General features: G+C 69.8%; 15 protein-coding genes. 7 read left to right on the top strand and 8 right to left on the bottom strand.

Features of this window, described 5'->3' with window-relative positions; translation table 11 throughout:
• Window positions 1-7 precede the first annotated feature (7 nt).
• Window positions 8-640 carry an ATP-binding protein gene (locus ACWD68_RS06700; protein ID WP_451805386.1) on the bottom strand — a complete coding sequence of 211 codons (633 nt, stop codon included), beginning with the start codon at window positions 638-640 and terminating at the stop codon, window positions 8-10.
• A gap of 216 nt (window positions 641-856) precedes the next feature.
• On the opposite strand from ACWD68_RS06700, the gene ACWD68_RS06705 reads away from it, so the two are divergent.
• Together ACWD68_RS06705 and ACWD68_RS06710 are read left to right on the top strand one after the other, a co-directional pair.
• A complete protein-coding gene (locus tag ACWD68_RS06705; RefSeq protein ID WP_451805387.1) occupies window positions 857-1,702 on the top strand; it encodes a helix-turn-helix domain-containing protein in 846 nt (281 codons plus the stop codon).
• Window positions 1,703-1,924, top strand: coding sequence for a DUF397 domain-containing protein (locus ACWD68_RS06710; protein WP_451805388.1), 222 nt, complete (start codon window positions 1,703-1,705; stop codon window positions 1,922-1,924).
• Between the two features lie 19 nt (window positions 1,925-1,943).
• Here the strand turns inward: ACWD68_RS06710 and ACWD68_RS06715 are convergent, their stop codons facing one another.
• On the bottom strand, window positions 1,944-2,372 hold the full coding sequence (locus tag ACWD68_RS06715) for a hypothetical protein (RefSeq protein WP_451805389.1): 429 nt from the start codon (window positions 2,370-2,372) through the stop codon (window positions 1,944-1,946).
• Between the two features lie 440 nt (window positions 2,373-2,812).
• On the opposite strand from ACWD68_RS06715, the gene ACWD68_RS06720 reads away from it, so the two are divergent.
• Window positions 2,813-3,307 (top strand): hypothetical protein, encoded by a 495-nt coding sequence (locus ACWD68_RS06720; protein ID WP_451805390.1) that lies wholly within the window; start codon window positions 2,813-2,815, stop codon window positions 3,305-3,307.
• 27 nt (window positions 3,308-3,334) lie between these two features.
• A complete protein-coding gene (locus tag ACWD68_RS06725) occupies window positions 3,335-3,637 on the top strand; it encodes a hypothetical protein (protein ID WP_451805391.1) in 303 nt (100 codons plus the stop codon).
• 250 nt (window positions 3,638-3,887) lie between these two features.
• Here ACWD68_RS06725 and ACWD68_RS06730 read toward each other — a convergent pair whose 3' ends face one another.
• A complete protein-coding gene (locus ACWD68_RS06730) occupies window positions 3,888-4,853 on the bottom strand; it encodes a GlxA family transcriptional regulator (protein WP_451805392.1) in 966 nt (321 codons plus the stop codon).
• A 289-nt stretch (window positions 4,854-5,142) separates the two neighbouring features.
• On the opposite strand from ACWD68_RS06730, the gene ACWD68_RS06735 reads away from it, so the two are divergent.
• Entirely contained in the window at window positions 5,143-5,607 is a 465-nt protein-coding gene (locus ACWD68_RS06735; RefSeq protein WP_451805393.1) for a hypothetical protein, read from the top strand.
• Window positions 5,608-5,639: 32 nt separating this feature from the next.
• Window positions 5,640-6,149, top strand: a complete 510-nt coding sequence (locus ACWD68_RS06740) for a levansucrase (protein WP_451805394.1) — start codon at window positions 5,640-5,642, stop codon at window positions 6,147-6,149.
• A gap of 200 nt (window positions 6,150-6,349) precedes the next feature.
• Here ACWD68_RS06740 and ACWD68_RS06745 read toward each other — a convergent pair whose 3' ends face one another.
• The 4 genes from ACWD68_RS06745 to ACWD68_RS06760 all read right to left on the bottom strand — a co-directional run bounded on the left by ACWD68_RS06745 (window position 6,350) and on the right by ACWD68_RS06760 (window position 10,337).
• Window positions 6,350-6,709 carry a VOC family protein gene (locus tag ACWD68_RS06745; protein ID WP_451805395.1) on the bottom strand — a complete coding sequence of 120 codons (360 nt, stop codon included), beginning with the start codon at window positions 6,707-6,709 and terminating at the stop codon, window positions 6,350-6,352.
• Between the two features lie 133 nt (window positions 6,710-6,842).
• Window positions 6,843-7,316, bottom strand: coding sequence for a hypothetical protein (locus tag ACWD68_RS06750; RefSeq protein WP_451805396.1), 474 nt, complete (start codon window positions 7,314-7,316; stop codon window positions 6,843-6,845).
• A gap of 83 nt (window positions 7,317-7,399) precedes the next feature.
• Window positions 7,400-8,920: an MFS transporter gene (locus ACWD68_RS06755; protein ID WP_451805397.1), complete on the bottom strand. Its 1,521-nt coding sequence runs from the start codon at window positions 8,918-8,920 to the stop codon at window positions 7,400-7,402.
• 52 nt (window positions 8,921-8,972) lie between these two features.
• The gene (locus ACWD68_RS06760; protein WP_451805398.1) at window positions 8,973-10,337 is read right to left on the bottom strand and encodes a DUF445 domain-containing protein; all 1,365 of its coding nucleotides are present in this window, start codon (window positions 10,335-10,337) and stop codon (window positions 8,973-8,975) included.
• Window positions 10,338-10,567: 230 nt separating this feature from the next.
• Here ACWD68_RS06760 and ACWD68_RS06765 point away from each other — a divergent pair, with 230 nt between their 5' ends.
• Window positions 10,568-11,899 carry an SGNH/GDSL hydrolase family protein gene (locus ACWD68_RS06765; RefSeq protein WP_451805399.1) on the top strand — a complete coding sequence of 444 codons (1,332 nt, stop codon included), beginning with the start codon at window positions 10,568-10,570 and terminating at the stop codon, window positions 11,897-11,899.
• Window positions 11,900-12,002: 103 nt separating this feature from the next.
• Here ACWD68_RS06765 and ACWD68_RS06770 read toward each other — a convergent pair whose 3' ends face one another.
• Complete coding sequence (locus ACWD68_RS06770; RefSeq protein WP_451805400.1) at window positions 12,003-12,854, bottom strand: DUF1707 SHOCT-like domain-containing protein; 852 nt, start codon at window positions 12,852-12,854, stop codon at window positions 12,003-12,005.
• Window positions 12,855-12,884: the final 30 nt, after the last annotated feature.

Genomic DNA, 12,884 nt, shown 5'->3' on the forward strand with positions numbered 1-12,884 from the left:
CGTCCCACTAGGCCGCGTCCGCTTCAGCTTCGTAATGCATCTGCGCGCGGTCGAGGATGTCATCCGGGTCGAGGCCGCGAGCGGCGGTCCAGTGGAGCAGATCCGCGATCAGCTCCACCGCTGACTCCTCAAGACCGATATGGCGCCCACTCCCCCGAAGCAGAGCCTCGCGACTCGAGCCCTGGTATCCCTCCAGCGCCTCGACGGCACGCTCCATGCGCCGACACGCCCGGCCGGGGCCGATCAAGATCTCGCACCAGACCGCCTTGCCCATTGCGGTCAGCACTGCGCCCCAGTCCGCCGCTAACGCCGCGAGCAGATGCAGGCCCCGACCGCACTCCGAGTAGCAGTCCCCCGCATTCGGTGACGGCAGAACCCGGCTCTTGTCGTGCACTTCGAGGCGCAGCCGCTCACCGCGCAACTCAATGATCAGCGTCGCCGAGGCGCCTTCGCCGACATGCTTGACCACGTTGGTCGCCGGCTCGGTAACGAGCAGTTCCGCCTCGTCGGCGGCCACAGGCATGCCCCATCGGTCCAGCTGGGCCACGGCGGCTCTCCGAAGGAGGCGTACTTCCGTGGGAACAGCTTCAAAGGACAGCACGGAACGGAGCCGGGGTTCAGTGACTTCACAGCCAGACATACGGCCACTCCTTCTCTTGCGCCACACATACGCAGCACCGAACGTGCCTGAATGGATGCACTGCGTAGCGATCTGTAGGCGAGCATCGCACAGAGAACTCTCACTGTGTAACTTCTCACGAGAATCCATAGGGTGAATCTGAGGCAGGTCCGCGTACGTGCTGCCCTAGCCTGTCGGCAGCCCGGGTCTCCGCCCGGCACCTGGCGAGGGAGCCGCATGGCCGAACGAACCACCACCCGGCGACGCCAACTAGGCGCGATGATGCGCAAGTTGCGTACACGCAAGGGCCTGACCCTTGAGGAGGCCGGGCAGGCTGTCGGCGTGTCCAAGGCGACAGTGAGCCGTTACGAGACTCAGTCCGGGCCGGTCAAATGGATCGTTGTCGACGCGCTGTGCCGTGAGTACGGAGTAACTGACGCTGAACGTATGGCCGTTGTCGGACTGGCCAAGGACGCCAAGCAGCAGGGCTGGTGGAGTTCCTTCGCCGACTCGATCCCTGAGAGCATGAATCTGCTGCTCACGCTTGAGGACGAGGCTGTACGCGAGAGTCACTTTTCCTGCGTCTACGTTCCCGGCCTCCTGCAGACGCGCGCGTACAGCACCGCGTTGCAGAAGGCGAACGAAGTACCCCTGGAGCCGGCCGAGATCGAGCGGCTGGTCGATATCCGCATGAGACGGCAGGAGATCCTCGCCAGACCGAAGCCGTTGCAGCTGTGGGCGATCCTCGACGAGTCCGTTATCCGCCGGGTAGTCGGGTCACCGCAGGCCATGAGGGAACAGCTCGACCGCCTGCTCGAAGCGAGCGACTCACGGCACATAACGCTTCAAGTGCTGCCCTTCTCGAAGGGAGCTCATGCCGCCGCGCTCGGGAGCTTCGTGATCATCGGTGGCGTCGAACCGGCACTCGACGTCGCGTACGTGGACTTCCATACAGGTTCCCTCTTCCTGGAAAAGGACGAGGAACTGGAGCGATACAGACTTGCGTTCGAGTACCTGCGCGCGCAAGCGTTGGACATGGAGGCGTCCTCCGCCATGATCCATCGCGCCAGCAAGGAGTTGTGAATGCCCGTCGGCCTCCAGCCCGCTTCCGAGCCTGCCTGGTTCAAGTCGTCGTACAGCGGCGGTAACACGACCGAGTGTGTGGAAGCGTCTCTCACGCCGAGCGGTGTCCTCGTACGGGACTCCAAACACACGGGTGGCCCCATCGTCGCGGTATCAACCGCCGAATGGCAGGCCTTCATACGCCGCCTGCCCGAACGAGGGATAACGGAACCAACGACGTGATCGCCGACGGCGCAAGGAGTCACCCCGCCGCCGGCCTCAAGTCGACGGCGAGGGGGTAGCCGATCGCTTTGGCCGCCGCGAGGACCCTCTCGTCACCGGCCGATGGGTTCAGGGCAACGATGTCCCGCTGCCCGAGGGGGCGCAGGTCGTAGATGTGGCGAAGTGCCTCGACGTCCACCGACACCTCGTAGTAGTCCTCTGCGAACATCCGGAACGCCTCCGGGGTCGGGTCCAGGAGGAGTTCGAAGAGCCGGTGCGAGCCGTCGGGATCCGAGTGGGGCTCGGGGAAGGTGATCCGGCCCGCCTGCCAGGACGGGGCGTTCGTCTCGCGCCACAGGCTCACCGTCACCACCGGGCATCCGTCCTCGTCCGTGAAGGCGGGCTCGTCGACATAGCGCCGGAAGGCCTCCGGCACTGAGTCCAGAACGCCCGGCCAAGGCTCCGGCACGTCCTCCCGGTGGTACGGGCTCAAGGGGGACTCGTGGTCGAAGCCGCGGATGTACGCGCCGGTGGGGCGAAGACGATGTCGTACTCGTCGCCGGATCCGTTCCTCATCGAAGCCGCTTCCTCGGCTTCCGACCACTGGGCGCTGTACGAGTAGTAGCGCTCACCCTCGGGGTTCAGGTCGCCTCCGCCATGGCCATCGCTCGGCAGACGTCTCTCAGGGAGTCGACGTCGGGCAGCGCGCCGGCGATGTCTTGAGCTGTCATGCGGCCCATCCAAGCGGGTGCCACCGACAGTCGGCCTGTCGGTGACTCGCGTGAACTGTGACGCCTCTGTTGCCGGAACTGTGGGCTCCGCCACAGGTGTGCGGCGATCACCGTGCTGAACTCGGCAGATTCGAGACTCACCGATCGACCGAACAACTGACACCTGGGGCGGGCCGCGATGTGGTTTCTGACTCTGCTGTTCCTCGTCATCGCCGCCGTCACCGCGTTCGGCCTCGTCGGGTACGGCTGTAGCGTCCTCGCACGGCGCGGCAAGCGGCGCGTCGAGGCGACCGTGGCGCTCCGGACGCTCGCCGCCTTCTCGGGCGCTCTCGCCGTCGCCCTGTACGCGTGGGGACTGCTCTACGTCGCCGGTTCGCTCATGGAGGCGGAGGACGGGGGGACCGACTCTGCGCCGGCCCGGCCCTGTCGGACGTCGGGGTGGATGGAGCGGCACGAGCGGGGGATCGAGATCTCCGGCTACTCCGTGAGTTACGTCCCCCTGGGCTTCGTGTGCGAGACGAGTGACGGAGGGAGCTACGACATCGTCCCCGGTTACATTGGTCCCGCCGCCGTGGGCTTCGCCCTCGCCAGTGCCGGGTGCGCCATCTCCGCGGGCTATGTGACCGAGCTCCGAGCCCGGGGGCAAGGCCGCCGGGCTCCGTCAGGGCGTTAGCCTCGGGTGACGAACGAGGAGGCAGTAATGGCGAAGGTTCCGGCCGCGGTGGTGGCCGCCAGCGGGCTTGTCGGTGGGTACGGCGTCGCCCGTTGGACGAGGAAGCGGCAGCTGGGCGGGGTCGTACTGGCCGCCGCCGGAGCTGTCGCCGCGCAGCAGTGGAAGCAGCAGGCCGGCCGGAAGGCCGCCGGGGCGCTGACCGCCGCGTACGTCGCCGCCTTCGCCGGGTCGCATCCGCTGGCCAAGAAGGTGGGCGCCTGGCCCGCCGTCTTCGGCGTCGCCGGGGCCGTCGCCCTCGCCTCCTGGGCCGTGGCCGACCGGCACGCCTGAGCGGCTCGACGCCCCTGCACGCCTAGGCGGATCGACTCTCGGCGCGCCAGAACGGCTCGATGCTCTGCGCGCTTGAGCGGCTCGATGCCCGGTGCGCTCGAGCGGCACGCCTGAGCGGCTCGACGGCAACGCGCCTGAGCAGCTCGACGCCCGGCCCGCCAGAGCTTCTCACCGACCGGCGGTTCCAGCGCTTCGCGCGGACCAGCGCTTCGCGCGGGCCGGCGCGCGCGGGTGCGGCCGCTTCTGTGTTTCAGGAGGTTGGCTCCCCCGCCCCCCGAAACGCCCGCCGATATGCGTACGGGCTCGTCCCCACCACCCGCTTGAAGCGGTCCCGGAAGGCCGTCGGGGAGCCGAAGCCCGCCTGGGTGGCGATGCGTTCGACCGGGTATGTGGTCGTCTCCAGGAGGTACTGGGCGCGCCGTACCCGGGACCGGTGGAGCCACTGGAGCGGTGTCGTGCCGGTCTGTTCGCGGAAGCGGCGGTTGAGGGTGCGGGTGCTCATGCCCGCGTGGTCCGCGATGTCCTCCAGGGTCAGCTCGCGGTCCGCGTTCTCCTCCAGCCAGTCGAGGAGCGGCTCCATGGTCGCCCCGGCCGGTACCGGCGGCTGTGTGTGGACGATGAACTGGGCCTGGCCGCCCTCCCGTTCGAGCGGCATGACGGACATCCGGGCCGCGTGCGCGGCGACCGCCGAGCCGTGGTCCTTGCGGATCATGTGCAGGCACATGTCCAGGGCCGCCGCCGCGCCCGCCGAGGTGAGGAACTGGCCGTTGTCGACGTAGAGCACGTTCGGGTCGACGGTCAACGCCGGGTACCTGGCGGCCAGTTCACGGGCCGCGACCCAGTGCGTGGTCGCGCGCAGTCCGTCCAGCAGGCCGGTGGCGGCGAAGACGAAGGCGCCGACGCAGATCGAGGCGATCCGGGTGCCGTTCTCGGCCGCCGCGCGCAGCGCCTCCGCGACGCCCGGCGGAAGGGGCGCGGACGGGTCGGCGACGCCCGGCAGGATGATCGTGTCCGCCTCGGCCAGCGCCTCCAGACCGTACGGGGCGCGCAGCGTGAACGGGCCCGCGCTCACCTCCGCGTCCGCGGTGACCGAGCACACCCGGGTCCGGTACGCGGGCCGCCCGTCCGGCAGTCGGGCCCAGCCGAAGGTGTCGATCGGGGCGGAGAGGTCGAACGGGATGACCTGGTCGAGTGCCAGTACGGCCACGGTGTGCATGGCTGGAGCCTAGGCCTGCGCCGGTTTCCAGTCACCCCGGCAGAGCTACTGAGCAGCTGGGCGCCCACCGGCGTGAACAGAACCAACGCCCGGCTCGGACCAGCCATGGAGCCCGGTTCGGACCGGCCCGGGAGCCCAGTTCGGAGGGCCCGGTGTCTAGTTCGGACCGGCCGTCGGGCATGGGCCGGAGTGGCTGGAGTGGCTGGAGTGGCTGGAGTGGCTGGAATCCGTTGATCCCTGGCAAAACTGCCACTTTTCCAAGATCCGCCCCCGCCCCTACCGTCAACCCGTGACCAAGTTCCTCCTCGCCGTCCATGTCATCGCCGCGATCGTCGCCATCGGGCCCGTCACGGTGGCCGCGAGCATGTTCCCGCCGGCCGCGCGCAAGGTCCTCGACGCGCCGGACGGCGCGGACGCCCTCGCCACCACGCGGCTGCTGCACCGCATCTGCCGGGTGTACGCCGTGGTGGGCGTCGTCGTTCCCGTCTTCGGGTTCGCCACGGCGAGCTCCATGGGTGTGCTCGGCGACACCTGGCTGATCGTCTCGATCGCGCTGACCGCGCTCGCGGCCGTGGTCCTCGCCGCGCTGGTGCTGCCCCGGCAGAGCGCGATCCTGGAGGGCCTGACTCCGGCGGGAGCGGGAGACCGTACGGCGACCGTACGGCTCGCGATGTTCACCGGGATCTTCAACCTGCTGTGGGCCACCGTCACCGTCCTGATGATCATCCGTCCGGGGTCCACCACAGGGGCTTAGCGTGTCGCCTCCGGGGGCCTAGGATCCCGCCCATGTACGCACAACAGGATCAGTCGGCGCCGGGCACCTACCTGGCCTTCGTGGAACGTCAGTTGACCGAGGACGGTTGCGCCACGCGGTGGGAGGACTGGGCCGGGGTGCCCGTACTCGTCGGACGGCGGGCCGAGTTCCGGATGCGCTGGATGGCGACGAAGCTGCATCTGTTCACGGTGGCCGCGGCCGTCCCGGAGATAACCGTGCCGGCCGTCTCCGCCTTCACCGAACAGGTGATGCGGTACGCCAAGGACACCAAGGGCGGTCTGCCCGTCGGCATGCAGAACGGCATCGGCGCCTTCCCGCTGCTGGTCAGCGACCGGGTCGATCCGGCGGCCGTGCAGTGGGCCGAGGCGCAGCAGCGGGTCAAGTTCGCCTGCATGACCCGGCCCGTCGTGGTCGACAGTTCGCGCCAGTACGTCGGGATGTACCGCGGCAAGCCGGTTCTCGGACGCGTCTACGCCTCGTACTTCAACGAGAAGGGGTCCCGGTACTTCTACGGCCAGTGAGGGTAAGTGACTTGCCCGGCACGGCACGGCGCGCACGTTCCCACACCGTCGCGCCGGCACGCACGTACCCGCGGCACGCACGTTCCCTCACCGCCGCACCGAGCGCACGCGCACGCACCCTCGCACCCTCGCACCCTCGCACCGACGCGCACGTGCCCGCACCATCCCGCCGACGCGCACGCGCACGCACCGTCCCGCCCTCACCCCCGATGCTCCAGCACATTCACCACCCGTCCGTTCGGATCCCGTACGAAGAACCGCCGTACGCCCCACTCCTCGTCCCGCAGCTCGCGCAGGACCTCCGCACCCGACGCGATCACCCGCGCGTACACGGCGTCGACGTCCTCGACCTCCACGCTCAGGTCGGGGACGACGGGAGCGGTGCGTTCCTCGGTGAGGAAGCTGATCTGGGCGGTGGGGTTGGACGGGGACGCGAGGGTCATGACCCAGCCCTGGTTCATGACCTCCTCGAAGCCGATCAGGCCGTAGAAGTCCCGGTTCGTCGTCATGTCCCGCTCGGACCCGACCTGGATGTCGGGGACGATCCTGCGGATGGTCACCGGTGTCCTCCTCGCGACGCGTGGGCATGGGCCGACGTTCGGGACGGACAGCGGCCGGCGCTCGTGTCGCGCAGCGGGCGGGGTGTGTGACGGGCAGTCGGCCGGCTCGTCACGGGCCGTGAGACGAACCGTCTCACGACCGGGCGGCCAGGCTCGGCTCCTCCTCCCACGCGTCCACCAGGTCCGCCCGGAACCGCCGTGCCACCGCGGCCACGACAAGCACGGCGACAGCCCCCACCAGGGTGAGGAACGCCCAGGTCAGCGGCCACACGTCGGTGAAGCCGTCCGGGGGGCCGGGGTGGGTGCGCAACGACACGTGGAGCAGGGTCGCCGGAGGCGCCGCGACCAGCAGCAACGGCCAGGCCAGCGCGTCCCGGTGGCCGAAGTGGACGGCCAGGAGCAGCAGGGCCGCGACGAGGGCGAGGACACCCGTACCGGTCACCGGGGTGGTCTCCACGACGGAGTCCGGCGTCTCGGGGCGGTTGCGCAGGTCCCAGGGAAGACAGACGAGGTACGCCGCGCAGGAGAGGGCGGCGCCGAGCACGCGCGTCAGCCAGCGTTCCGGCCAGGGGCACGTTCGCAAGGGGCGGAGCAGCTTCTCGGTCATGCGTACGAGGGTTCCGCGCGCGGCGGGGGCGCGACAGAGTACGCGTACTCAGAACGGGATACTCACACGGCCCGGCGCCGAACTCAGGTCGCCTGTGCGGACGATGACGACGAGGACGCCTCGGCCGTGGCGGGTGCCGTCGACAGCGGCGCGGCGATGTCCTCCAGCGAGCGGCGCTCGGCGTTGACCGCCAGGAACACGGCGACCAGGCCCGCGGCGCACATCAGGCCGGCGCCGATCTGGAAGGCGAGCACGGTGTCGCCGACGACGCCGGACTTCGTCAGGTCGGCGAAGACCAGCGGTCCGCTGATGCCGCCGGCGGCGGTGCCGATGGCGTAGAAGAAGGCGATGGCCATCGCCCGGGTCTCCATCGGGAAGACCTCGGAGACGGTCAGGTACGCGCTGGAGGCGCCCGCCGACGCGAAGAAGAGCACCACGCACCAGCAGGCCGTCATCGTCACCGCGTCGAGCGAGCCCTGGTCGAAGAGCCACGCCGTGCCGAAGAGCAGCAGACCCGAGAGGAGATAGGTCGAGGAGATCATCACCCGGCGGCCGACGGTGTCGAAGAGCTTGCCGAGCAGCAGCGGGCCGAGGAAGTTGCCGGCCGCGATGACGGCGAAGTAGTAGCCGGTGCCGCCGGTGGGCACGTCGAAGAACGTGGTGAGGATCGAGCCGAAGCCGAAGGTGATCGCGTTGTAGAGGAAGGCCTGGCCGATGAAGAGGGCGAGGCCGAGCACGGCCCGTTTCGGGTAGCGCCTGAAGACCGTCCTGGCGATCACACCGAAGCCGATGCTCTTGCGCTGTTCGATGGTGATCTCGCCCTCGGGGGGCGGCAGCGGTGCGCCCTTCTCCGCTTCGATCTCCTGCTCGACGGACGTGACCAGCCCCTCCGCCTCCTCACCGCGGCCGTGGATGAACTGCCACCGCGGGCTCTCCGGCACGTGCCGCCTGACCAGCAGGATCACCAGACCGAGGACAACACCGAGGCCGAAGGTCAGCCGCCAGCCGAGATCCTTGGGGAAGATGTCCGTGTTCAGCATGACGATCGACAGCAGCGCGCCGCCGATCGCGCCGAGCCAGTAGCTGCCATTGATGATCAGGTCGACGCGGCCGCGGAACCTGGCGGGGATGAGCTCGTCGATGGCCGAGTTGATGGCCGCGTACTCGCCGCCGATGCCGAAGCCGGTGAGGAAGCGGAAGGTGAAGAACCACCAGGTGTCGAAGGAGAGCGCGGTCAGCGCGGTCGCCGAGAGGTAGACGACGAGGGTGATCATGAAGAGCTTCTTGCGGCCGTACCGGTCGGTCAGCCACCCGAAGAACAGGGCACCCGCGCAGGCGCCCGCCACATAGAGCGCCGCCGCGATACCGGTGACCTGAGCCGAGGAGATGGCGAGGCCACTGCCTTCCTCGGAGAGCCGGCCCGCGATGTTGCCGACGGTGGTGACCTCGAGGCCGTCCAGGATCCAGACGGTCCCGAGGCCGATCACGATCATCCAGTGCCAGCGGGACCACGGCAGCCGGTCCAGGCGGGCGGGCACGTCCGTCGTGACGGTGTCGGTGGAGGCGGGCGTCGGGACCGGCGAGGCTGGGGCTGGGGCGGACATGGACTCCCTCTCCTTCGAGTGAACCCCGCCCGGGTTCCCGGCCCTCGCCCGCTTACGCCCCCAGCGCCCGCGACACCACGTAGATCAGCAGCCCGGCCAATGAGCCGACCACCGTGCCGTTGATCCGGATGAACTGGAGGTCACGGCCGATGTTCGCCTCGATCTTCCTGGTCGTGTGCTCGGCGTCCCAGCCGGCGACCGTGTCCGTGATGAGCGAGGTGATCTCCTTGCGGTACGTCGTCACGACGTACACCGCGGCGCCCTCCAACCAGCCGTCGACCTTGGCCTGGAGCTTGGGTTCGGTGGCCATCCGGGCGCCGAGGGACAGCAGGGAGGCGCGCACACGCAGCCGCAGCTCACTGCGCTCGTCCTCGGCCGCGGACACGATCATCGACCGTACGGCCGTCCACGCGGAGGCGATCAGGTCCTGGACCTCGCCCCGGCCCAGCACCTCGCCCTTGAGTCGCTCCACGCGCGCGCGGGTGTCGGTGTCGGACTGGAGGTCGGAGGCGAAGTCGGTGAGGAACCGGTCGAGGGCACCACGGGCCGGGTGGGACGGGGAGTCGCGCATCTCGGTGACGAAGCGGAGCAGTTCCCGGTAGACGCGCTCGCCGACCTTCTTGTCGACGAATCGGGGCGTCCAGCCGGGCGCGCCGCCCTGGACGGCGTCCATGACCTGCTCGTCGTGGAACACCAGCCAGTCGTGCGCTCGGGTGACCACCAGGTCGACGATCCGCTTGTGGCCGCCGTCCGCGACGATCTTCTCCAGCATCTTCCCTATGCCGGGCGCGATCTCCTGGGCGTCGGCGCGCCGGGTGATCGCCTCACCGACGACGGCCTGGACGTCGGAGTCCCTGAGGACGGTCAGCGCGCCTCGCAGTGCGGCGGCCAGCTCGGCCGTGACCCGGTCCGCGTGCTCGGGATCGGCGAGCCAGGCGCCCAGCCTGCTGCCGATCCCCACGGCGCGCAGCCGCTGCCGGACGACGTCCTCGGAGAGGAAGTTCTCGCCGACGAACTCGCCCAGCGAGACGCCCAGCTGGTCCTTCTTGGTGGGGATGATCGCGGTGTGCGGGATGGGCAGGCCGAGCGGATGCCGGAAGAGGGCCGTGACGGCGAACCAGTCGGCCAGCGCGCCGACCATGCCCGCCTCGGCGGCCGCCGCGACATAGTCGGCCCAGGCGCCCGCGCCCTCGTGCGAGGCCCACTTGGCCAGCACGTAGACGAGGGCGACGAAGAGCAGCAGCCCGGTGGCGGTCGCCTTCATCCGGGTCACTCCGCGGCGCTTCTCCTCGTCGGCGGGGCTGAAGGTGTTCATCGCCCGGCCCGGAGGCCCGGCCGGCGTCGTCGCGTTCGCGGCGGTGCCGTGACGGGCATGCTGCTCCATGTCGTCCGGTTCACCCGAATTCATGCGTTCCATTCACTCCACCCGTTCGCAAGCCCCGTCACACCCCGTACACATTGTCCCTTTCTCCCTCTCTTCCTGAGCGACTCCTGGAACGACACAGGAGTTCCCGGCGTCTGTTCGGATGGGGAATCGACCGGGGGGTCCCGTAGGGGGTGCTTCGGTGCTCGTCCACCCCATGACGCATCATGGGGTGATCACATCGGAGTCTCGGGCTCCCAGTCGTTCGAGGAGAAACGCATCGCATGACCAAGCGTCACGGTTATGCCCTGCTCGCCGCGGTCCTCGCCGTGGTCGTGGTCCTTTCCGCAGCCATTTACATCGGTGTCGCGGCCGACGACGGCAACGGCACCAGGACCGACGTCGCCGGTGGCCGCACGACGCACAACGCCGCCGCCCCCGCCTCCACCGGCACCTGGGTCGGCGCCTGGTCGGCCTCCCCGGCCGGAGCCGAGCCCGGCACGGAGACGAGCGGTCTGGCGGGCCGCTCCGTACGCAACGTCGTGCACACCGCCGCCGGCGGTACGAGTGCCCGCATCACGCTGTCCAATCTCTACGGGCAGCGGCCGCTTCCCATCACGCACGCCACGATCGCCGTGGCCGCGACCGCGAACAACGCCGCCGCCGCGCTCGGCACCATGCGCCGCCTCACGTTCGGCGGCACCACGACGGTCGTGGTCCCGGCCGGCGGACAGGTGATGAGCGACGCCGTGCGCGTGCGCATCCCGCACGGCGCGGACGTCCTCGTGACGACGTACTCGCCGACCCCGTCCGGCCCGGTCACCTACCACCCGTTCGCACGGCAGCTCTCGTACGTCGCCGACGGCGACCGCACGGAGGACGTGAGCGGCGTCTCGTACACCGGACAGAGCCCGTACTGGCGCTACTTGACCGCGCTCGACGTGCTGAGCGACGAGGCCGCGGGCACCGTCGTCGTCCTCGGCGACTCGCTCACCGACGGCATCACCTCCACCGTCGGGGCCAACCACCGCTGGACGGACGGCCTTTCGGAGCGGCTGCGCGCCTCGGCCGGAAGCGGCGACACCCCCCGCTACACCGTCGTCAACCAGGGCATCAGCGGGAACCAGATCCTCGCCGCCGGGCTCGGCCGGCCGGCGGACAACCCCAGCGGGCTGACCCGCTTCGGACGGGACGTGCTCGACCGAACGAACGTCAGGGCCGTCGTCATCGACCTCGGTGTCAACGACATCCTGCGCAACCCGAACCAGGTCGATCCCCGCACGATCACGAACGGTCTGCGGACCCTGGTGCGGCAGGCCCACGCCCGTGGACTGCGGGTCGTCGGCGCCACGCTGATGCCCTTCCAGGGGCACCGGGGGTACACGGACGCGCGGGAGGCCGTACGCCGGGCCGTGAACGCGGAGATCCGGTCCGGGAAGGTGTACGACGCCGTCGTCGACTTCGACGCGGCCCTGCGGGACCCGTACAACCCGCGCCGGCTGCGGAGCGACTACGACTCGGGCGATCACCTGCACCCCAGCGACAAGGGCTACCGGCGGATGGCCGACGTGTTCGACCTGGGAGACCTGAAGGGTGCGGCTCCGGCGGACCTGTGATCCGCCGGACGTCAACAGCCCGGGACGGCCCCGGACATCGGCGGCCCCAGACATCGGTGGCGCCGGACGACGCCGGAGGCAGGCGCCCCGGACGGCGCCGCCGTCAGTAGTCGCCGTCGCGCCGCCGGTGACGGTCCCCCCGGCGTTCCCGGTGCCGCTCCCTGCGCTCCTCGTGGCGCTCGCGCCGGTCCTCGTGACGGTCCCGGATCAGGTCGCGGGCGTCGTCGAGCACGTCGTACATGTCGTCGAGGCCCCCGCCCTGCGAACCCTGCAGCTCCTTGCGGGCCGCCCTGCGCTCCAGCTTCTCCTGGCGGCGCTCCTCCTTGAGGCGCTGCCGCTCGGCACGGGTGAGTTTGCGCTCGACGCCGACACCGCCCCAGAAGGCGAAACCCGTGACGATCACCCGTGGTGCCCCGGGTTCGCCCGCCTGATCCGACTCACGGTGATCGAAGCCGCCCATGATGCCGATGCCGCGGACGACGACCTCGACGCCGGGCGGCACGATCACGTTCATCCCGCCCATGACCGCGACGCAGTTGACGACGACCTCGCGGTCCGCGAAGTTCGCCTCACGCAGATCGAGTTCACCGCCACCCATGAAGGCGAAGGAGTTGAAGCGCTTCGGCATCGTCCAGCGGCCCTTGCGCTCGAATCCGGACAGGATCGCCACGGCCCACGAGGACGAGCCCTCGCCGCCGACGATACGAGCGGCCCAACTCCCGTCGTCCACCGGCCTCTTGACCATGGATATGGGAGCACTCGCGGCCGCGCCCGGCAGATCGCGGGTGATCGGCGTCAACTCACCGTAGGTGCGGGCACTGTAGGTCGCCTCCAACCGCTCCTCGAACTCCTCCATGTCGAGACGGCCCTCCGCGAGGGCGTCCCTCAGCTGTTCGGAGACTCGTTCACGATCGGCGTCGGAGGCGCGCAGCTCCGGGAGTTCGTCGTCGGTCATGGACAGCAGCCTACGAGTTCCCCGGCCCGC

Source organism: Streptomyces sp. NPDC005141 (assembly GCF_053599975.1).

Coding starts and splice junctions, on each gene's coding strand:
- ACWD68_RS06755 (WP_451805397.1), bottom strand. CDS start 8,920: ATGTCCGCCCCAGCCCCAGCCTCGCCGGTCCCGACGCCCGCCTCCACC.
- ACWD68_RS06760 (WP_451805398.1), bottom strand. CDS start 10,337: ATGGAACGCATGAATTCGGGTGAACCGGACGACATGGAGCAGCATGCC.
- ACWD68_RS06700 (WP_451805386.1), bottom strand. CDS start 640: ATGTCTGGCTGTGAAGTCACTGAACCCCGGCTCCGTTCCGTGCTGTCC.
- ACWD68_RS06750 (WP_451805396.1), bottom strand. CDS start 7,316: ATGACCGAGAAGCTGCTCCGCCCCTTGCGAACGTGCCCCTGGCCGGAA.
- ACWD68_RS06740 (WP_451805394.1), top strand. CDS start 5,640: ATGTACGCACAACAGGATCAGTCGGCGCCGGGCACCTACCTGGCCTTC.
- ACWD68_RS06770 (WP_451805400.1), bottom strand. CDS start 12,854: ATGACCGACGACGAACTCCCGGAGCTGCGCGCCTCCGACGCCGATCGT.
- ACWD68_RS06705 (WP_451805387.1), top strand. CDS start 857: ATGGCCGAACGAACCACCACCCGGCGACGCCAACTAGGCGCGATGATG.
- ACWD68_RS06730 (WP_451805392.1), bottom strand. CDS start 4,853: ATGCACACCGTGGCCGTACTGGCACTCGACCAGGTCATCCCGTTCGAC.
- ACWD68_RS06720 (WP_451805390.1), top strand. CDS start 2,813: ATGTGGTTTCTGACTCTGCTGTTCCTCGTCATCGCCGCCGTCACCGCG.
- ACWD68_RS06765 (WP_451805399.1), top strand. CDS start 10,568: ATGACCAAGCGTCACGGTTATGCCCTGCTCGCCGCGGTCCTCGCCGTG.
- ACWD68_RS06725 (WP_451805391.1), top strand. CDS start 3,335: ATGGCGAAGGTTCCGGCCGCGGTGGTGGCCGCCAGCGGGCTTGTCGGT.
- ACWD68_RS06710 (WP_451805388.1), top strand. CDS start 1,703: ATGCCCGTCGGCCTCCAGCCCGCTTCCGAGCCTGCCTGGTTCAAGTCG.